The organism is Brevibacillus antibioticus (assembly GCF_005217615.1).
Lineage (GTDB): Bacteria > Bacillota > Bacilli > Brevibacillales > Brevibacillaceae > Brevibacillus > Brevibacillus antibioticus.
Genome location: NZ_SZNK01000001.1, coordinates 5,947,960 through 5,966,514 on the forward strand (window position 1 = coordinate 5,947,960; position 18,555 = coordinate 5,966,514).

Consider the following 18,555-nt stretch of genomic DNA (forward strand, 5'->3'; position numbering starts at 1 on the left):
AATGAGTGTGGATGTACAGCTACGCTTCGATTCCGAGGCGATCACCCAGTACTCCAAAGCTAATCAGGAGCCTGCCTGGTTCCTGGAAAAGCGCCTCGCTGGACTGAAGGCGGCGGGAGAGCTGGCGCTCCCTGCCTTGGAGAAAACGAAGATTGATAAATGGAATACCGTTGATTTCGATCCGTTCCAAACCTCTGCGAAGGTGGCAGCGGCGAATGAACTCAGCGATTTGGTAAAAGCACAAATCGATGTCGACAGCGTGAAAAACCTGTTGGTACAAAAAAATGCTTCTACCGTTTTTCAAGCAGTATCCGATGAGTTGAAGGCACAAGGCGTGATCTTCACGACTTTTGCTGATGCTCTGCAAACTCATGGCGATCTCGTGCAAAAATACTTGCTGAACGTTATCGCTCTTGATGAGCACAAGCTGACTGCTCTGCATACAGCAGTTGTGAATGGTGGCGTATTCCTCTACGTTCCGAAAAACGTAGAAGTAGATGTTCCACTGCAAGCTGTGTATGAAATCGCAGGCGACAACGCTCTATTGGCTCCACATGTTTTGATCGTGGCAGAAGCGAACAGCAAAGTAACCTACGTGGATACATATGTATCTGGCGAAGGCAAAAGCATGGTCGCGAACAGCCTAGTTGAAGTATATGTAGGCGCGGGCGCATCTGTGCAAGTCGCTTCTGTACGTTCTCTGTCTGTAGACGTTCACGACTACAGCTTCCGCCGTGCAACCGTTGAGCGCGATGGAAAAATGGAATGGATTTTGGGTGAGATGAACGATGGCAATACCGTTGCCAACAACACCACCATCCTCAAGGGAACTGCTTCGATCGCAGAGACCAAATCCATTTCTGTAGGGACTGGTTCCCAACGCCAAAACCTTACTTCCCAAGTTCAGCATATCGGTACGCACACAGAGTCTGACATGGTGAGCAAGGCTGTTATGACGGATGAAGCAGTGAGTATCCTGAACGGTATCACGAAAATCGAAAAAGGCGCTGAAAAGGCAAACGGCGTACAGGCGGAAAACATCCTGATGCTGAGCGATAAATCTCGCGGTGATGCCAACCCGATCCTGTTGATCGACGAGGATGACGTTAAAGCGGGTCACGCAGCTTCGGTAGGACGTTTTAGTGAAGAGTCTATCTTCTACTTGATGTCCCGTGGTATTTCCCGTCAAGGCGCAGAACGTCTGATCATTCTCGGCTTCCTGGAGCCAGTTGTTGCTGAGATTCCAGTAGAAGAAGTGAAAAACAGACTCCGTCAGGCGCTTGAAAGGAAGTTAGGCTAATGAACGCCAAGGAGCTTCGGAAATATTTTCCCATCCTACACCAAGAAGTAAACGGACATCCGCTCGTTTATTTGGACAATGGTGCAACCTCTCAAAAACCAATTCAGGTTATTGAGGCGATGGATAAATACTACAGGGAGTATAACTCCAATGTGCACCGTGGCGTGCACACCTTGGGTAACATAGCGACAGATGGGTACGAGGGCGCGCGTGAAAAAGTTCGCGCCTTCATCAACGCCCGTGAAGCCGCAGAAATCGTTTTTACGCGTGGTACGACATCTGCTTGTAATACGGTAGCGTACGGCTATGCTCGCATGTTCCTTAAGCCGGGAGATGAAATCGTGACCACATTGGTGGAGCATCACGCCAATTTCATTCCGTGGCAGCAGGCAGCCAAGGCGACCGGAGCGACTTTTAAGTTCATTCCGCTGGCAGAGGACGGCACCGTTACTCTGGAAGCGGTCAAGGAAACCATTACGGACAATACCAAACTCGTTGCTATTCACCATGTTTCCAACGTATTGGGGGATACTACCCCAATCAAGGAAATTGCCCAAATCGCCCATCAGCATGGTGCACTTCTATTTGTTGACGGCGCGCAGGGTGCTCCACACAAGAAAATCGACGTCCAGGATTTGGATTGCGATTTTTATACGTTTTCGGCACATAAGATGGCTGGCCCGACAGGCGTAGGTGTCCTGTACGGCAAGCGTGAGGTGTTGGAGCGTGTGGAGCCGATGGAGTTCGGCGGAGAAATGATCGACTACGTGGATATGTACGATTCCACGTGGAAGGAGCTTCCTTGGAAATTTGAGGGAGGAACTCCGATCATCGCAGGAGCTATCGGATTGGGAGCAGCGATTGACTTTTTAGAAGAGATCGGAATGGACAATATCGAGCGTCATGAAAAGCATCTCGTGAAATACGCGATGGAACAAATGCGCGAGATCGAAGGATTGAAGATTTACGGCCCACAGCAGGACCGCAGCTGTTTAATTACATTCAACCTGGATACAGTACATCCGCATGACCTGGCGACGGTGCTGGACAGTTACGGAATCGCAGTTCGTGCCGGTCATCATTGCGCACAACCGCTGATGCGTTGGCTGAATGTGACGGCTACCGCTCGGGCAAGCTTCTACCTGTACAACACAGAAGAAGAGGTAGATGTACTGATCGCGGGCTTGAAGAAGACGAAGGAGTATTTCGGCAATGTCTTCTCTTGATGATTTATACCGCCGCGTCATTATGGATCACTACCAGAAACCGCGCAACCGCGGAAAGCTGGAAGAATCCGACGGACTCATTGTGAATTTGAATAACCCGACCTGTGGCGACAGCATCTCGCTCTCCTTGAAAGTGGAGGACGGCAAGGTGGTTGACGCGAAGTTTCTCGGTGAAGGCTGCTCAATCAGTATGTCATCTGCATCCATGATGACGGATGCTGTCAAAGGCAAGCCAGTAGCAGAGGCACTGGAGCTGTCGCAGAAATTCTCTGATATGATGCAAGGCAAAGAAATCGATGACTCGATTGATCTTGGTGATATCGAAGCCTTGTCTGGCGTAGCCAAGTTCCCAGCGCGAATCAAGTGCGCGACATTGGCTTGGAAAGCATTGGAGCAAGGTGTCAAACAGGCGGAGCAGGAATAGGGATAGGTAAGGGACATGAACAAGAAGGAGTGAGCAACGATGGCTGTTAAAGGCCCAGAAATACAGGAGTACCAGTACGGTTTCCACGATAAAGACGTTTCTGTATTCCGTACGAAAAAGGGTTTAACCCGCGAGATCGTCGAAGAAATTTCGAAGATCAAGGATGAGCCAGCTTGGATGCTGGAATTCCGTTTGAAATCGCTGGACATCTTCAACAGCATGCCGATGCCAAAATGGGGCGGCGATCTGGATGACCTCGATTTTGACAGCATCACCTACTACGTAAAGCCTTCTGAAAAGCAAGGCCGTAGCTGGGATGAGGTACCGGAAGAAATCAAGGCAACCTTTGACAAGCTGGGTATTCCAGAAGCAGAGCAAAAGTTCCTCGCTGGTGTATCTGCTCAGTACGAATCTGAGGTTGTTTACCACAACATGCAGGAAGACCTGGAAAAACTGGGCGTTCTTTTCTGCGACATGGATTCCGCAGTAAAGCTGCACCCGGAAATCGTGAAGGAATACTTCGCGACAGTGATTCCTCCAGCAGACAACAAATTTTCTGCACTGAACTCGGCAGTATGGTCCGGTGGCTCCTTCATTTACGTACCAAAAGGCGTAAAAGTGGAAACTCCGCTGCAAGCATACTTCCGTATTAACTCCGAGAACATGGGGCAATTCGAGCGTACGCTGATCATCGCCGATGAAGATTCCTTCGTTCACTATGTAGAGGGCTGTACAGCTCCAATCTACAGCACGGATTCCTTACACTCCGCTGTTGTAGAAATCATCGTAAAAGAACGCGCGCGTTGCCGTTACACCACGATCCAAAACTGGTCCAACAACGTATACAACCTCGTTACCAAACGTGCGGTTGCTTACGCGGATGCGAACATGGAATGGATCGATGGTAACATCGGTTCCAAGCTGACGATGAAATACCCAGCGGTTATCATGAAAGGACCTCGCGCAAAAGGTACTGTTCTCTCCATTGCAGTAGCAGGAAAAGGACAACACCAAGACGCAGGTGCGAAAATGATTCACCTGGCGCCAGATTGCACATCGACGATCATTTCCAAGTCGATTTCCCGTGATGGCGGAAAAGTAACCTACCGTGGTCTGTCCCAGTTTGGACGCAAATCGGAAGGCTCTAAGTCCAACATCAAGTGCGATACGCTGATTCTGGATAAACTGTCCACGTCCGACACGATCCCGTACAACGAGATCATGAACGATAGCATCACCCTTGAGCACGAGGCGACTGTATCCAAAGTATCCGAAGATCAGCTCTTCTACCTGATGAGCCGCGGTTTGTCAGAAGCAGAAGCGACTGAGATGATCGTAATGGGCTTCATCGAGCCATTCACAAAAGAATTGCCGATGGAGTACGCGGTAGAGATGAACCGTCTCATTAAGTTCGAGATGGAAGGTTCTATCGGATAATTATTTCGATAACGTAAAAATACGTGTCTGATTCGTTCAGACACGTATTTTTTATTACACCCGATTCTAATAAGTGGACTTTTAAAAAAGGAAGTATTGAAAAATAACAAACGCATTCACGCCTGTATGCGAAAACAAAGCTCCTTGGAATTTTCCTGTCATCCCTTTTTCTTGTCTATAGTCTAAAAACAGAGAAATAGCAGAAAAAGATAGTAGAAGCGCTATCAATGCTATCTCCATTGTATTCACGAATGTGTGATTCCTTATTGCAACCATTAATGCAACTCCTAAGATACCATGAATAATAAACCGGACAAGTATGAACATAACTTCCCTCCCTATACACATCAATAAATAATCGGATGGCAATATCATACACTCCCATCCGATTATTTTCGATTTTAAAACATTATGGTAGAAGGTTCCGCACAATCCAGTACCTATGTGTGAAAATTGCAAATTTGCGTTCTGATTTTTCCCCCCTTCTTCAGGGTATCTAGAGAAACTGTGCCAGACTTCCCCCTCCCCTTTAATTAACGTGTGTTTGAGAAACCTTATTTCTTATGCGTCCATAAGTAAGAATTCGCCACAGTAACTCCATCGGACCGTGTTGAAATGATTTTAACCAAAGAACACTAAAAACCATCTGGATTACATATATCCCAATTGAAATAAATAGATCTTTTGTTAGTGAGTTGCTTATATTAACACCAAAAACTTTAGCTATGACCATAGCTATTGTCGTTTGAAGTAAGTAATTGGTGAGTGCCATTTGTCCAACACTTCGAATTGGTTGCAAGCATCGCTGGGCTCGTTTTTTTTCAAGTATAAAAACGAGAGTCGAGAGATAGAGCAACGCTAGAGGAATCCCACTGCAATTGACAAATAAAGTTTGTAGATTAGCATGATTTTGGAGTTTGGTTGAGCCTAATAATATTGCAGGGTGTGTCCATATAATTCCATATAAAAGAGGCAGGCTGATTATTAGTGATACTACTTGTACCCTACGGATCAACAAAGATGATTGAGATACACGTGTAAAAATACGAATTTTTCCAACATAGAGTCCCAATAGAAACATTATGCATATCTGAAACTTTGTTCCTGTGAAAAAGGAGATTGCACTAAACATATGAAGGCCATCATTAGGCATAAGGAAATAAATCATACAATAAACTGTAGCCGTAAAATGAATAACTATTAACGCAGCTACCCACGTGAATATAGTTGTAGGCTTTCTATTATAGAAAGGCAATAACAGAATGCCAGATACCGCATAGTCTCTAAGAATATCTCCTTGCCAAATCATGTGGTGTATGAACCCAAAGATAAGTAGCGCTAGAAGACGACGTATAAATAAAAGATATATCCGTTTCTCACCTTTTTCTTCGGCTCGGGACATAAAAATATAAAACCCAATACCAAACAAAAAAGAAAAAATAGTGAAGAATTTCCTTTGAATAAATAGATCATAGGAGAGTCTTAGCCAAGCATCTTCAGTCTGAGGTTCTACAATTTTTGAAAAATCCATATAAAAATCAGGCATATTAACTAGAAGTATAAAAAAAAGAGCTAGACCACGAATAATGTCAATAGATGAAATACGATCCTGTTTAGTAACTTGTTGAGCATTCACTTGCTTCCTTCCTCTCTTGAAGAATGGATATATTCACTGCCTAATCGAAATGTAGCGATACCTTCAATAATGAAATAACACAGATCCCCTTCTTAGTAAACCACAGGGGGCCTGTGTTATTTCGTTTTTGACTTACTTTGCGGTTACAGTGAAAATATATTCATCATCATCAAACCAACCATTTACTTGAATCACATAAGTTCCTGCTGCAGTGAATTTGATAATTTTGCCGTCAATTTCAACATTGCTGCTACTACCAGTGATGATGTCAACATCGTCACCAGATAGTGTGTAAGGAGTATTTACTACCAATGAAACACGAATGTAGTCATCTAGTGGTTTAACTTGTTGAGTTGATTTTTCAGTTGTAGCAGCCTCCTTAGTGGTAACTACATCTGTTGTAGCAGCCTCCTTAGTGGTAACTACATCTGTTGTAGCAGCAAAAGAAGGAGATGCACTAGCTAAAATAGCTGTAGCGGAAAGTAATGCGACTAATTGTTTCTTCATTTTTAAAACCTCCTTAAATTTCCAATTCTTACAATAGATAGAATGCATCATAGTAATAAAATTGTCAATACTGTATTAATTTACAATTTTATCTAATTTGTGAAGTTTTTTATAGTTTATAGAACTATCACAGACCTCATGGAAGTTTCACCTATATTTTATTTCTAGTTTTAGACAGTAGCAAAAGACATTTCACAATACCCCCGGCACTTAAGATAATAGAATATAGAGGGTCTTGTAATGGTCTGGTGATGGTCTATAGACGGTATCTATAGGGTATACATACGCACAGCTTCATGTGTTGATTTAATCGCATTTTTCAGCTATGTCATAAAGTGCTTTAGGAAAGAGACATGTGGCAAATTAAGATAAGCTACTTTATGAGACGCCAATTTCAGCTAATTTTTATTGTGTCATAAAACTTACTTTTTGAAATTGCTCTGAAAAACCACAATTACCACTTATTGTAAGACTGTGACCCAAAATTACACGTATCTCGGCTGTACCCCTATCGATCTGGAACGAACCGGGAAGCGGGAATCCGAAAGGACTGATTTTCTTCATTTCAAATACCTATCCATGTAATCCGAGGTATAAATAAACTGTGTTCCACCATTGATCATGTAGCGTTTCAGTTTCTCCCGAAACGACTGGTCTGCAAGTGCCAGCTCAACTACAAACGCCTGGGCACTCCCTAATGACCGATTTCGTTTCGCCCGACCGTTGAATATGGGATTCCGGAAGTCGAGATTATCTGCAATCTGAATCAAGTTTCCATACATCACTCGTGAATGAGTCGATGACACTCGCGGCAGCTCTACATGCGTTTCCCCGATATCCACGCTTCTCCCCTCCTAGTCTCAATTCAAAATCGTCCTAAAATTAAACATCATTCCGCACACTGCACACTGAGAGTTCCCCACGCAAGCAGCAGAGGATATGTAGCGCTGCACAACGCCCATCACCTATGGATGACGTCACCGCGCTTTATCGTCTCATCAAGAGCTGCTCTAACAAGGTTCTGATCGTCTAAGTTCACTACCCGCCCTGTGCCTATCTCTTCTGCTTGAAGACGTCCACGACTGACCGAAACTACTCGACGTCACCTGCTGGCAATGGTCCAGAGGGAACGTATAGGGCTTGAGCAATCGAGAGGAGCACGCCGAAACTCAATACAGCCAGCAGCCCCCAAGACGTTTTCCGTACCGATCGATCAATGTCGCCGGGATTATCCTCGTCATCTTCCCAGTCATCCTCCTCCAGGTATTCAGGCCGTCTTCGATCCTCGCGGTAATACCTACGCTTTCTAGACATCCGAACTGACCACCCTTCGCACTGGAATGATATTTACCCCCGTCAAGTAGACAGCCTTAAAACTGATAGGTCCTAAGCAACCTTGGTACGGTATTCCACCGGACTAAGGTTGTTTAATTTTGCCTGAAACCTTTCGTAATTATAAAACCGTATGTACTCATCTATAGCGGTTTTGAGCGCCTCTTCAGATTCAAAAGACTGTATGTATAGGCACTCTGATTTAAAATGTCCAAAAAAACTCTCTATACAGGCGTTATCCAAACAGTTGCCCTTTCGAGACATACTTGCTTTCATCTTGTAGTGTTTCAGAAGTTTACTAAAATGCCTAGAAGTATACTGATACCCCTGGTCACTATGGAGGAGGACACCTTTTGTTTCGCGTACATTTCGAGCTTTTTCCAATGTATCAATCACTAGTTGTAAGTCATTCCTGGCACTAAGGTGGAAAGCAATGATTTCGTTGTTGAATAGATCACATATAGCGGACAGGTATAGGTTTTTCTGTTTATACGGAATATAAGTAATATCCGTAACCCATTTTTCATTTGGACAGGTTGCATGGAACTCTCGGTTTAAAACATTATCAGAAACGACACAAACTTCCTTTTTGCCATAAAACCTTTTCTTCTTGCGGATCTGAGCTTGTATCCCCATTTGTTTCATTAAACGATAAATCCTTTTATGGTTTGCATGTATACCATACGTCTTCTTCACCCAAATTTGCATTCGAGGATATCCTAAGATGCCACGTAAGCGTTGATGCCCTTCTAATATCTTTTCTTTTAAAAATTGATCCTCCAGTTGTTTAGACGAAGGTGTACCACGTCTTCGCTGCCATTTGTAAAATCCACTTCTGGATACATGAGCGATTTCACAAAGCATTGAGATACTATATCCATTGACTGAGAGTTGCTCTACAACGGCATATTGGGCGATTTTACTTACGGTTTTCTTTCCCCCCTTTGAAGCGCCCAAAGCTTTTTTAAGTATTCATTTTCCGCGCGTAATCTAATTAATTCCTCTTCAGGGCTCAGAGGGTCCTTTCTCGGCCTGCCTTTGTTCAAACCTTTTGATTTCCCACGTTTCTCTTCTAGCCCAGCCATGCCTTCATTTTCGTAGTATTTAACCCAGCGTCTTATTGAAGCCTCTGGAATATTCAACTCTTTAGCAACGCGTTTATAGCCTAAACCACATTCAAGATACATCTGAACTGCTTTATATTTCGATATAGCTGAATGAGTATGTTGTAATCTTTTCATGAAAAAATCCCCTCCAAATTAACAGTAAGAGTCAATCTCTTAACTGTCTACCTAAAGGGGGATAATATCAAATACCGACGTCAGCTTATAGCCTAGGGCTTATTTCAATGTCTACTAAATGGGGTCTTGACCAACAATCCGGGGGAGGGCTTTTGATCTTGATCATAATCGTTTTTTTACCAGGCGATCACGTAGAAGGTGACTCTGTGGAGCCATCCCATCCTATGATGGAGGGGATGAAATTTATTCTCCTGTCTCGCTAAAATTCTTAATATGCGCGCCAATTTCATCACGAACTCGTTGAAACTCAGACCATTCTTTTCCCGCCGGATCGTCAAATCCCCAATGGACACGTTTTACATGAGTAGGAGTGGTTGGGCAAACAGAATCTGCATGGCTGCATAGTGTCACGATTAGATCGGCCTTGTTTAAAATATTTGGATCTATGACATCTGATGTTTGATGGGAAATGTCTATGCCAACTTCTCTCATCGCTCGAACGGCATTTGGATTCACACCATGGGCTTCAATCCCAGCAGATAAAACATTCCACATGGTACCCAAGTATTTCTTTCCCCATGCTTCTGCCATTTGGCTGCGACAAGAATTTCCTGTACACAAAAAGTAAATTGTTTTTTTGTTTTCCATGATGTACACACCTTTTCAGTTTTCATTAGAAAATGTGCTGCTAAAATATTTGCGCTTGAACCATAAAGCTACATGAACCAATGCAATCATCACAGGAACTTCAACAAGAGGACCGATGACGGCTGCAAAGGCGGCACCTGAATGAATTCCAAACACCCCGACTGCTACAGCGATAGCTAATTCAAAGTTATTACTTCCCGCTGTGAAAGCAAGCGTCGTAGTAACCGGATAATTAGCGCCAATCTTTTTACCCATATAGAAAGAGATAAAGAACATTAAAATGAAATAGATGAGAAGTGGAATCGCGATGCAAACAACATCAAGTGGAACGCTTAGGATGTTTTCTCCTTGTGTTGAGAACATGACAATGATGGTAAAGAGTAAGGCAATCAGAGTCATAGGGCTAATTTTTGGGATGAACACTTTTTCATACCAATATCTGCCTTTCACTTTTACAAAAGTAAAGCGTGTCAGCATCCCTGCAAGAAAAGGAATACCCAGGTAAATAAACACCGATTTTGCTACTTCCGCCATCGTAATGCTAATGACTGCACCCTGAATACCAAGCCATTCCGGAATTACGGTGACAAAGACATACGTATATATCGAAAAAAAAAGCATCTGAAACACAGAATTGAAAGCCACAAGTCCAGCAGCATATTCTGCATCACCTTTTGCGAGGTCATTCCACACAATTACCATGGCAATACAACGTGCCAATCCAATCATGATCAGACCCACCATATATTCAGGTTTATCTGGCAAGAAAATGATGGCTAATAAAAACATCAAAACCGGCCCTATAACCCAGTTTTGAATGAGGGATAGCACAAGAACCTTAAGGTCTTTAAATACACGTCCCATTTCTTCATATCGAACTTTAGCTAAAGGGGGGTACATCATCAGGATTAAGCCTATAGCAAGCGGTACGGATGTTGTACCAATTTGTAAGCTATTTAATCCATTTGTGAAAGTAGGAAAGAAAGTTCCGATAATAACCCCTACTGCCATAGCAAGGAAGATCCAAAGGGTCAAGAAGCGATCTAAAAATGATAATTGTTTCATTGGGCCTCCTACTTTGTCTTAGCAGCAAGATGTGGATTCAATTTTATGAACGTCACTGTCAGACTTTGTGTAGAAAAATTCCCACTCATTACCGTCTGGATCAGTAACCCAAAATTTATTCTGAACGGCATAACAACATGTCGTATCCATCTCGTCACGAGCGAAAAAGCCTTCTTTTTCTAGTCTTTCCTTATGAGTCAGGATTTCATTTGCAGTTGCAACCTGGAATCCGAAGTGGTTGACTTGATTTCCGCTAACCGCGTCCCTAGCATTTAAGGTAAAGTTTAATCCAGGGGTTTCAAGCAGGAATTTAGCGTAATCAGGTTTTACCTTTACTGGATTAACCCCAAAAACTTTCTGATAGAACTCAATAGATTTCTCAAGATTGGTAACGTTAATCCCAACGTGCACATACTTCATTTTCATCTTCCTCCTTTAATTTATATTCTATTAATCAAAAAAAATTGATATAATGTCTAAAAAAATTAGCAGCAGCTTCCTTTACCTGTTTTCCTGAAAATACAACAAAGCTCTTCCGATAACAGATGATTCACTTCGCCATCATTTAAATCATAGTAGCTCCATGTACCTTTCGTCTCTTTTATAATCAGATTGGCGTCCAATAAGATTTTGAGATGGTAAGATAACTTGGATTGAGGCATGTCAAAAATTTCAGTGAGATCACACACGCATGTTTTTCCTCTCTGACAAAGCTCATACATAATTTCTAAACGTTTCTGATCAGCGAGAGCTTTGAATTTTTTCTCATATAGCTCCAACTTTTGCTTGATGTCATTCATGGATTACGACCTCATTCATCAATTTTTTTTGATGCATTTATTATATGCACAGCTTCCATGATAATGCAACATGGTGGTTAAGACGGCAAATTATTCTTCCGTGGAGGGCTTATCTACGTAGACAAACTGAATTTCCACAATAAGATCATAAATGCCGCCATCGGAATGACCCAAAGTAAAGGAATGGCGTTGAGTGCGTAACTCGTTTTGAATTTCAACTTGTGATAGTAGTACCAACTGCCCATCGCTGAGGCAAGTAGTACAAGCGGATACGATAGGATCGTATAGAACACCTCTGGCGCTCCAGTATCATATTCATCTTCAGGTAGAAGCACAATGGTAAAAAAAACAGAAATTACCCAAGCCAATAAGAAAATGGCATATACGCTTTGACTAATAGAAAGGACGAGACAAGCTGTCTTGTTTTTCATAAGTGCCTGATTCCTCCTGAAAAGTGGAATTGCTATTAACAAGACGAGAGGGGATGGAAAAAGGTAACAGTAATCTAATCGTATGGGCTTTTTGTGCGTGTTCAAACATGTACATTCGCTCTACTCAATGATAAAATGTTCGTATATACAAGATAACGCTGCCCACCATCAACGAAGTATGCCTACGTATCCAGGCATGCTTTTTTCGGGCGAGCACAAACCTTTCCACAGCAGTTGCTCTTCTATGAGCAGGCAGTCGTAAGAGGTTTTCATACTTACTGGAGCGGGGTTACACATATGATAGTAGTAAAGCAATTAATGGATCATTGCCACCGCTTTTTTGGGAGTCAAGGCGATCTGTATCAATCGGAAGATGCGGATATCCTGATAGCCGTCTATCCGGCTACGCGCAAGCGAGGATGGTGGACGTATGCTACGCTTGAGCTACACAAAATGGTTGCAACGGAGTACCTCGTTTATTCCTATCAGTTCGAGCAGAGAATGATCACGCATTTGGCAAGAGTAGCAGCCCAGGTAATTCGTCAATGGGAGAGTCAATCTACCCGTATGGAGTCTGGGAGCATCTTTTCGCTCGGGGATACAATCGTGGAAAAATCGGTTTTGAATCATATGGTACTGACCCCTGCCTATTATGAAGAGGCTGGACTTGAATATTATACAAACGGCAAGGACGTAATCAGGTTCATGATGCTTCATGCAATCGCGGATTCTGAAGCAAAGTTCTTGGAACAATATGGACTTATGGCATTACAGGAATGGTTGGCGCACTCCGGTGTCGATTCCCTGAATGTTACGCGTACACCTGCCATCTGAGAAGGGAGCGAGCGAAATGTCAGCGATTCGCTTGAGAGTCACCGTAGTAGTGGAACACGAAGGGAAAGTCCTTCTCATCCGTGAGCAGACACAACGGGGCATCTTTTACAACCTGCCAGGGGGAATCGTAGAGTATTTAGAAGCGATTCCAGACGCGGCGAAAAGAGAAGTGATGGAAGAGACCGGACTCCTCGTGGAAATGGAGCGATTGATCTGGATAGACGATCGGATCGATCAGGAAGGAAACGGAAAGCATACAGTCGGAGTAGGAGTTTTGGCGAAGCTCGTCGGTGAAGAGACGAACCCTACGCCAGGTGGTATCGTCGACGAAGAAATCGAATGGGCTGGCTGGGTCACGCTAGACGAGTGGAAGCAACTGCCGAACGACCACAAGACACGCCCGGATCAAGTCAAGCAAGTCTTGTCTGATCCCACTTATCAACCGATGTACTTGGGAAATATGCTGAGCCGAGCAGAATAAAAACGAAAGACACCGCCCTTTTCTTAGTGAAGAGGAGCGGTGTTTTTTTTACTTACGCTTTTTGCCGAGCGGAAGCGGGCAGGCTGCTACTCACCTATTCGTGGGAGTGCCCGGCAAATATCGAGGAAGGAATTCGCCGTATCCAGAGAGTCCTTCAACAGAAAAAGCGATAAGAAAAGGGATTATTTCCTTATTTATGAAACTAATTTCCACCTCACTCGTATGCACTATAGAGGCAATTTTAGAAAGGGGGAACAGTCGTGGGCGTACTTGAAACCGTCTTCATGGTCTGCCTTGTACTTGGTCTAATCTACACGCTCATCTCGCTGTTGTTTGGCGATACGCTCTCGGATTGGCTGGGACATCTGCATCTGCCTTTTGCACAGCCCATTTTGTTGGTCAGTGGCATGACTGCCTTTGGTGGAGCGGGGTATCTGCTATCTCGATACACTGCGCTTGGTGCGCTTGTCGTGTTGATGCTGGCTGCTGTCATTGGCATCGCTTTGGCTCTTGCCTCTTACTTCCTGTGGGTAAAGCCGATGAGCCATGCAGAAAATTCCACGAGCTATTCCATGAGTCAATTAGGGGGAAAGCTAGGGGAAGTCGGGACGACGATCCCATCAGAAGGACTGGGAGAAGTGTTGCTGCCGATGATTAGTGGAACTACTTACCATATGGCGGCGAGTCTTGAGGGCGAGATTATCTCGCAAGGAACCCGTGTCGTCGTAGTCGAAGTGCGTGACCATGTCTTGTATGTGATCCCCTTTTACACTGAATCTGGCGAAGGAGATGAGAAGTGATGTTAGATCCCGGCGTTTTGACGGTAGTAGGTGTTGTCGTTGCAGTCTTTCTTGTTTTGGGTATTGCCTTTTGGGCCCGTTACAAAACAGTGGGTGCAGATGAAGCCATGATCGTGACGGGTAGCTATCTCGGCTCGAAAAACGTACTCAGTGACGAATCTGGACGCAAAATGAAGATCGTCCGCGGAGGCGGCGCATTTATCCTCCCTATTTTTCAACAAGCAAACTTTCTGAGTCTTCTGTCTCATAAGCTGGACGTATCGACGCCTGAGGTATATACCGAGCAGGGTGTTCCTGTCATGGCAGATGGCGTAGCGATCATCAAGGTAGGCGGCTCGATTGAAGATATCGCGACTGCATCCGAGCAATTCATGGGCAAGAGTGACGAGGCACTGCGCACAGAAGCACAGGAAGTACTCGAAGGCTATTTGCGGGCAATCCTCGGCAGTATGACGGTAGAGGAAATTTACAAGAACCGTGAGCGATTCGCGCAAGAGGTGCAATCGGTAGCGACAAAGGATTTGAAGAAAATGGGGCTGTCCGTTGTCAGCTTCACGATCAAGGATGTCCGGGACAAAAATGGCTATTTAGCTGCCCTTGGAATACCGCAAATCGCTGCAGTGAAGCGCGATGCGACCATCTCGCAGGCTGATGCGGACAAGGAAGCGCGGATCAAGCAGGCGCAGGCAGAGGAAGAGGCACGCAAGGCAGAGCTGTTGAAGGAAACGAACATTGCCGAAGCTGAAAAGGAAAAAGAGCTGAAGGTAGCGGCGTTTAAGCAAGAGCAGGACAAAGCGAAGGCGAGCGCGGACCAAGCCTACAAGCTGCAAGAAGCTGTGGCCAAACAGCAGGTAACCGAAGAAGAGATGAAGGTCGATCTCGTCCGCAAGCAGAAGGAAATCGAGCTGGAGGAAAAAGAAATTCTTCGCCGCGAAAAGCAATATGATGCGGAAGTGAAGAAAAAGGCCGACGCCGACCGCTACTCTGTGGAACAGGCGGCAGAAGCGGAAAAAGCGAAGAAGCTGAGAGAAGCAGACGCGATCAAGTACCGCATTGAAGCGGAAGCAAAAGCAAATGCGGAGCAGAAGCGTCTGGAAGGTTTGGCGATTGCCGAGGCTGAAAAAGCACGTGGTAGCGCTGAGGCAGAAGTCACACGCCTCAAGCTCGAAGCCGAAGCAGAAGGGAAAGAGAAGCTGGCTGAAGCATTTGAGAAATTCGGTCATGCGGCAATCCTCGATATTATTGCGAAAATGCTCCCTGAGTTAGCTGAGAAAATTGCCGAGCCAATGAAGGCGATCGACAAGGTAACGATCGTGGATGCAGGAGGCGGTCAGGGAGATGGCGTCAATCGTCTGAGCGGGAATGTTACGAAGCTGATGGCCCAACTGCCAGAGATGCTGAAAGACGTATCCGGTTTGGATATGAATAAGATGATCGCAGACTTTATGCAAAAGGGTGATATCGTCCCCACACAGCAACAGCCTGTACCCGTAAAAGTTCAGGTAGAGACGGATTCTATTTTGGAGGACGAAAAGAAATAATCAAATCGATCAGAGAAGAAGTGCCCCTTTTAAGCGAGGGGCACTTTTTCATGGGAAGAAAATCTAAGGATAGTCAACCTGCTTCGCACGTCCATATCTTCTCAACAATTCGCTGACTGTGACGAACTTATACCCTCTATTTTTCAGTTCAGGTAATATTTCCTCGAGAGCTTGAACGGTCTGTCTGCGATTGCCTCCGTAATCGTGAAATAGCACGATGTCTCCATTTCGCGCGTTGTTCAAAACCTTATTGACGATTTTTTTTACACCCGGATCGCTCCAATCACGTGTGTCTTGATGCCACGACCACATGACCACAAGAAAACCGGCTTGCTTGGCTGTATCGACGACGCTCTCGTTATAATATCCCCCCGGAGGACGAAAGAGGGTAGGGCGAACCCCTGTTGCCGAATAAATCGTCTCCTGCGTTTTTTGCACCTCTTCTAACAGTCGATTCGCTGACAGCTTTCGAATATCTGGATGGCTGTAAGTGTGATTGGCAATCTCATGTTGATCATTCGCGAGTGATTTGACAATTTCCGGGTACTGGCTCACACGATTGCCTACGACAAAAAAGGTAGATTTTGCTTGGTACTGCTTTAGCAGCGATGCGATCTGAGGAGTGTACACCTGATCAGGACCATCGTCAAAGGTAAGGGCAATCACCTTGCTCTCTGTCGGCACTTCCCAAACGATATCTCCCCTTGTTTCGTAATACTCGCGATTTTTTTCCCGAATGGCACTGGCTGTCTCGCTAAAGGAAGGAGCAAGAATGACAGCGAGCAAAAGGGGGAAAAAGAGGATATGCTTTTTCATCCGTTCACCTCTTTATCAGAGACTTTCATGCTAGGTAGCTGTACATGGAGATGTACTCCCCGTTACTATGCGACAAATCTTAATGATTATTCCTGTTCGTCCTCGTGGAAAAGACACTTGTTCTTTTTGTGCGGATAAATTAAGCTAGTAAAAGCATAAGACGTGAGAGTTGGGTGGAGGAATCGATCATGAAGGTTGCAAAATTTGGGGGAACATCATTGGCGAATGCCGAGCAAATAAAAAAAGTATGCCAAATTGTTATGGCGGATCGGGACAGACGATTTATTGTTGTATCGGCACCTGGGAAACGGCACAAGGAAGACACGAAGGTTACTGATTTGTTAATCGCCTATGCTGAGCGATTTTTGGCTGGGGAGCCTACAGAGGAAGCGAGACAAGCAATATTCGTGCGCTATCAGGAGATTGTGGCAGGTCTCGGGCTTTCTCCCGAGATTGGTCAAGCGATTGAAGCAGAGCTCGGGGAGGTTCTCGCAAACAAGGCGGGCTTGTCCAAGGAAAGATTCATGGATGCGGTCAAAGCTGCTGGAGAGGATACATGCGCCAAGGTTGTCGCTCGTTATTTGCAGAGCTTGGGCGAGGTGGCGACCTACATCAATCCAAAGGATGCAGGAATGCTGGTTACGGATGAAGCAAGCAAAGCTCATATCCTCCCAGAAGCGTATGCCAATTTGGCGACATTGCGAGAGCGGGAGGGAATCGTCATTTTCCCTGGCTTCTTCGGTTATTCGCGTGCCGGTGATCTGGTTACTTTTTCACGCGGTGGCTCGGATATTACGGGATCGATTCTGGCTGCGGCAGTTCAGGCAGAGGTCTACGAGAATTTTACCGATGTCGACTCTGTGTATGTGGTCAATCCGAATCTGATTGCCGATCCGAAAAAGGTGACAGAGATTACGTACCGAGAGATGAGGGAGCTGTCCTATTCCGGTTTTAGTGTGTTCCACGAGGAAGCGTTGATTCCGGCGTATCAAGCAGATATACCCGTATGCATCAAAAATACGAACAATCCGTCTGCGCCTGGTACGATGATTGTGGCCGAGCGAGGATCTGCTACCAATAGGGTGTCGGGTATTGCAAGTGATGGCGGCTTTTGTAGCATTTACGTCAGCAAGTATTTGATGAACCGTGAAATTGGCTTTGGCCGCAAGCTGCTGCAAATTCTGGAGGAGGAAGAGCTCTCGTACGAGCATACACCGTCTGGAATTGATAACATTTCTGTCATTTTGCGCGAGCGCGATCTTACGGAAGAGAAGGAGCAGCGGATTGTAGAGCGCATCCGCCGAGAGCTGTTCGCTGATGATGTCGCTATTCAGCATAGTCTTGCACTCGTCATGATTGTCGGGGAGGGTATGCGCCAATCTGTTGGGACAACAGCGAGAGCCACAGCTGCGCTGGCTGCTGCGAAAATCAATCTGGAAATGATCAATCAGGGGTCATCGGAGGTAAGCATGATGTTCGGGGTAAAAGCCGAAGAGGCAGACCGTGCTGTGATTGCTTTGTATCAAGAGTTTTTTGGAGCAGAAGAAGGAGTGGTTTCCTCATCGTCACAAGCTGCATCTGTCAGTGTGTAATCGCGTGCTTCAAAGGAGCCGCAGTTTCCATCCAGTGCCCATTGATAGACACGCCATTCTGGCTGTTCGGATGCGAGTCCCACAATCCAATAGCTGAGCGTGGGATAATGCCAGCCAGCTATGTCGCGTGCAGAAGGGATTGGCGGCGTATGGGGGTGTGTATGCAAGACACCCAACCATTGAAGATTGTGCTTGCGGATGTGCTGCAAAGCTTGAAGAAATGTTTTCTCATCCCAAGCGAACACATGCTTGTCAGGTGAGATGGGCATCGGTACACAGGCCGTAATCGTTGCTCCACGACCTGTGAGCAAAGCAGAATACTCAAAAGGAAACGCCTCTTGTGCTTCGGCCAGGAGGCGTTTCGCTACTTTTTTCGTCAGGAATATTTTGTTATTCTTAATCGCAAAGGGTTCACCCAACCAAGCGGGATTTTTCATTCGGCTT

At 45.1% G+C, this 18,555-nt stretch carries 23 protein-coding genes; 9 read left to right on the forward strand and 14 right to left on the reverse strand.

Features of this window, described 5'->3' with window-relative positions:
* The first annotated feature begins 1 nt into the window (after nt 1).
* From sufD to sufB, 4 genes are read left to right on the forward strand one after another with little or no spacing between them, the layout of a single operon-like run.
* Complete coding sequence (gene sufD / locus E8L90_RS28575) at nt 2-1,300, forward strand: Fe-S cluster assembly protein SufD (RefSeq protein WP_137032831.1); 1,299 nt, start codon at nt 2-4, stop codon at nt 1,298-1,300.
* Nucleotides 1,300-2,526: a cysteine desulfurase gene (locus E8L90_RS28580; RefSeq protein WP_048034590.1), complete on the forward strand. Its 1,227-nt coding sequence runs from the start codon at nt 1,300-1,302 to the stop codon at nt 2,524-2,526. Before sufD ends, E8L90_RS28580 begins: the two co-directional genes overlap by 1 nt.
* On the forward strand, nt 2,513-2,950 hold the full coding sequence (gene sufU / locus E8L90_RS28585; RefSeq protein WP_007726380.1) for a Fe-S cluster assembly sulfur transfer protein SufU: 438 nt from the start codon (nt 2,513-2,515) through the stop codon (nt 2,948-2,950). Before E8L90_RS28580 ends, sufU begins: the two co-directional genes overlap by 14 nt.
* A gap of 39 nt (nt 2,951-2,989) precedes the next feature.
* On the forward strand, nt 2,990-4,387 hold the full coding sequence (sufB, locus tag E8L90_RS28590) for a Fe-S cluster assembly protein SufB (protein WP_017251432.1): 1,398 nt from the start codon (nt 2,990-2,992) through the stop codon (nt 4,385-4,387).
* An 81-nt stretch (nt 4,388-4,468) separates the two neighbouring features.
* Here the strand turns inward: sufB and E8L90_RS30000 are convergent, their stop codons facing one another.
* From E8L90_RS30000 to E8L90_RS28645, 12 genes are all read right to left on the reverse strand, one after another.
* On the reverse strand, nt 4,469-4,714 hold the full coding sequence (locus E8L90_RS30000) for a hypothetical protein (RefSeq protein ID WP_088909202.1): 246 nt from the start codon (nt 4,712-4,714) through the stop codon (nt 4,469-4,471).
* Between the two features lie 202 nt (nt 4,715-4,916).
* A complete protein-coding gene (locus tag E8L90_RS28595) occupies nt 4,917-6,023 on the reverse strand; it encodes a DUF418 domain-containing protein (RefSeq protein WP_137032833.1) in 1,107 nt (368 codons plus the stop codon).
* A gap of 132 nt (nt 6,024-6,155) precedes the next feature.
* Nucleotides 6,156-6,530, reverse strand: a complete 375-nt coding sequence (locus E8L90_RS28600) for a hypothetical protein (RefSeq protein WP_088909200.1) — start codon at nt 6,528-6,530, stop codon at nt 6,156-6,158.
* Nucleotides 6,531-7,090: 560 nt separating this feature from the next.
* The gene (locus E8L90_RS28605) at nt 7,091-7,372 is read right to left on the reverse strand and encodes a hypothetical protein (protein WP_137032835.1); all 282 of its coding nucleotides are present in this window, start codon (nt 7,370-7,372) and stop codon (nt 7,091-7,093) included.
* A 250-nt stretch (nt 7,373-7,622) separates the two neighbouring features.
* On the reverse strand, nt 7,623-7,844 hold the full coding sequence (locus tag E8L90_RS28610) for a hypothetical protein (protein WP_137032837.1): 222 nt from the start codon (nt 7,842-7,844) through the stop codon (nt 7,623-7,625).
* A gap of 72 nt (nt 7,845-7,916) precedes the next feature.
* Nucleotides 7,917-8,819 carry an IS3 family transposase gene (locus E8L90_RS28615; protein ID WP_162309125.1) on the reverse strand — a complete coding sequence of 301 codons (903 nt, stop codon included), beginning with the start codon at nt 8,817-8,819 and terminating at the stop codon, nt 7,917-7,919.
* Entirely contained in the window at nt 8,786-9,103 is a 318-nt protein-coding gene (locus E8L90_RS28620) for a helix-turn-helix domain-containing protein (RefSeq protein ID WP_137032841.1), read from the reverse strand. Before E8L90_RS28620 ends, E8L90_RS28615 begins: the two co-directional genes overlap by 34 nt.
* Before the next feature lie 243 nt (nt 9,104-9,346).
* Nucleotides 9,347-9,751 (reverse strand): arsenate reductase (thioredoxin), encoded by a 405-nt coding sequence (gene arsC, locus E8L90_RS28625; protein ID WP_137032843.1) that lies wholly within the window; start codon nt 9,749-9,751, stop codon nt 9,347-9,349.
* A gap of 15 nt (nt 9,752-9,766) precedes the next feature.
* Nucleotides 9,767-10,816 (reverse strand): ACR3 family arsenite efflux transporter, encoded by a 1,050-nt coding sequence (gene arsB, locus E8L90_RS28630; RefSeq protein ID WP_137032844.1) that lies wholly within the window; start codon nt 10,814-10,816, stop codon nt 9,767-9,769.
* Nucleotides 10,817-10,834: 18 nt separating this feature from the next.
* On the reverse strand, nt 10,835-11,236 hold the full coding sequence (locus tag E8L90_RS28635) for an ArsI/CadI family heavy metal resistance metalloenzyme (RefSeq protein ID WP_137032846.1): 402 nt from the start codon (nt 11,234-11,236) through the stop codon (nt 10,835-10,837).
* Between the two features lie 65 nt (nt 11,237-11,301).
* Nucleotides 11,302-11,616, reverse strand: a complete 315-nt coding sequence (gene arsR / locus E8L90_RS28640) for an arsenical resistance operon transcriptional regulator ArsR (RefSeq protein ID WP_137032848.1) — start codon at nt 11,614-11,616, stop codon at nt 11,302-11,304.
* A 113-nt stretch (nt 11,617-11,729) separates the two neighbouring features.
* On the reverse strand, nt 11,730-12,047 hold the full coding sequence (locus E8L90_RS28645) for a hypothetical protein (protein WP_137032850.1): 318 nt from the start codon (nt 12,045-12,047) through the stop codon (nt 11,730-11,732).
* 297 nt (nt 12,048-12,344) lie between these two features.
* Between E8L90_RS28645 and E8L90_RS28650 the strand changes: the two genes are divergently transcribed.
* The 4 genes from E8L90_RS28650 to E8L90_RS28665 all read left to right on the forward strand — a co-directional run bounded on the left by E8L90_RS28650 (nt 12,345) and on the right by E8L90_RS28665 (nt 15,703).
* A complete protein-coding gene (locus E8L90_RS28650) occupies nt 12,345-12,881 on the forward strand; it encodes a suppressor of fused domain protein (protein ID WP_137032851.1) in 537 nt (178 codons plus the stop codon).
* 16 nt (nt 12,882-12,897) lie between these two features.
* A complete protein-coding gene (locus tag E8L90_RS28655) occupies nt 12,898-13,362 on the forward strand; it encodes an NUDIX domain-containing protein (protein ID WP_026133939.1) in 465 nt (154 codons plus the stop codon).
* 260 nt (nt 13,363-13,622) lie between these two features.
* The gene (locus tag E8L90_RS28660; protein WP_137032856.1) at nt 13,623-14,162 is read left to right on the forward strand and encodes an NfeD family membrane protein; all 540 of its coding nucleotides are present in this window, start codon (nt 13,623-13,625) and stop codon (nt 14,160-14,162) included.
* Nucleotides 14,162-15,703 carry a flotillin family protein gene (locus E8L90_RS28665; RefSeq protein ID WP_137032858.1) on the forward strand — a complete coding sequence of 514 codons (1,542 nt, stop codon included), beginning with the start codon at nt 14,162-14,164 and terminating at the stop codon, nt 15,701-15,703. The genes E8L90_RS28660 and E8L90_RS28665 overlap by 1 nt, the downstream gene beginning before the upstream one ends.
* A gap of 63 nt (nt 15,704-15,766) precedes the next feature.
* Here E8L90_RS28665 and E8L90_RS28670 read toward each other — a convergent pair whose 3' ends face one another.
* Entirely contained in the window at nt 15,767-16,519 is a 753-nt protein-coding gene (locus tag E8L90_RS28670) for a polysaccharide deacetylase family protein (protein ID WP_137032860.1), read from the reverse strand.
* Between the two features lie 188 nt (nt 16,520-16,707).
* On the opposite strand from E8L90_RS28670, the gene E8L90_RS28675 reads away from it, so the two are divergent.
* Entirely contained in the window at nt 16,708-18,111 is a 1,404-nt protein-coding gene (locus tag E8L90_RS28675) for an aspartate kinase (RefSeq protein ID WP_137032862.1), read from the forward strand.
* Here the strand turns inward: E8L90_RS28675 and E8L90_RS28680 are convergent.
* A complete protein-coding gene (locus E8L90_RS28680) occupies nt 18,042-18,548 on the reverse strand; it encodes a M67 family metallopeptidase (protein WP_137032864.1) in 507 nt (168 codons plus the stop codon). The genes E8L90_RS28675 and E8L90_RS28680 overlap by 70 nt on opposite strands.
* Between the last annotated feature and the right edge of the window lie 7 nt (nt 18,549-18,555).

Bases quoted from the DNA above. Each gene is read 5' to 3' on its own strand.
- arsC (WP_137032843.1), bottom strand. From the start codon at position 9,751: ATGGAAAACAAAAAAACAATTTACTTTTTGTGTACAGGAAATTCTTGT.
- E8L90_RS28665 (WP_137032858.1), top strand. From the start codon at position 14,162: ATGTTAGATCCCGGCGTTTTGACGGTAGTAGGTGTTGTCGTTGCAGTC.
- E8L90_RS28680 (WP_137032864.1), bottom strand. From the start codon at position 18,548: ATGAAAAATCCCGCTTGGTTGGGTGAACCCTTTGCGATTAAGAATAAC.
- E8L90_RS28600 (WP_088909200.1), bottom strand. From the start codon at position 6,530: ATGAAGAAACAATTAGTCGCATTACTTTCCGCTACAGCTATTTTAGCT.
- E8L90_RS30000 (WP_088909202.1), bottom strand. From the start codon at position 4,714: ATGTTCATACTTGTCCGGTTTATTATTCATGGTATCTTAGGAGTTGCA.
- E8L90_RS28580 (WP_048034590.1), top strand. From the start codon at position 1,300: ATGAACGCCAAGGAGCTTCGGAAATATTTTCCCATCCTACACCAAGAA.
- E8L90_RS28610 (WP_137032837.1), bottom strand. From the start codon at position 7,844: ATGTCTAGAAAGCGTAGGTATTACCGCGAGGATCGAAGACGGCCTGAA.
- sufB (WP_017251432.1), top strand. From the start codon at position 2,990: ATGGCTGTTAAAGGCCCAGAAATACAGGAGTACCAGTACGGTTTCCAC.
- E8L90_RS28645 (WP_137032850.1), bottom strand. From the start codon at position 12,047: ATGAAAAACAAGACAGCTTGTCTCGTCCTTTCTATTAGTCAAAGCGTA.
- arsR (WP_137032848.1), bottom strand. From the start codon at position 11,616: ATGAATGACATCAAGCAAAAGTTGGAGCTATATGAGAAAAAATTCAAA.
- sufD (WP_137032831.1), top strand. From the start codon at position 2: ATGAGTGTGGATGTACAGCTACGCTTCGATTCCGAGGCGATCACCCAG.
- E8L90_RS28635 (WP_137032846.1), bottom strand. From the start codon at position 11,236: ATGAAGTATGTGCACGTTGGGATTAACGTTACCAATCTTGAGAAATCT.
- E8L90_RS28670 (WP_137032860.1), bottom strand. From the start codon at position 16,519: ATGAAAAAGCATATCCTCTTTTTCCCCCTTTTGCTCGCTGTCATTCTT.
- E8L90_RS28650 (WP_137032851.1), top strand. From the start codon at position 12,345: ATGATAGTAGTAAAGCAATTAATGGATCATTGCCACCGCTTTTTTGGG.
- E8L90_RS28655 (WP_026133939.1), top strand. From the start codon at position 12,898: ATGTCAGCGATTCGCTTGAGAGTCACCGTAGTAGTGGAACACGAAGGG.
- E8L90_RS28675 (WP_137032862.1), top strand. From the start codon at position 16,708: ATGAAGGTTGCAAAATTTGGGGGAACATCATTGGCGAATGCCGAGCAA.
- sufU (WP_007726380.1), top strand. From the start codon at position 2,513: ATGTCTTCTCTTGATGATTTATACCGCCGCGTCATTATGGATCACTAC.
- E8L90_RS28620 (WP_137032841.1), bottom strand. From the start codon at position 9,103: ATGAAAAGATTACAACATACTCATTCAGCTATATCGAAATATAAAGCA.
- arsB (WP_137032844.1), bottom strand. From the start codon at position 10,816: ATGAAACAATTATCATTTTTAGATCGCTTCTTGACCCTTTGGATCTTC.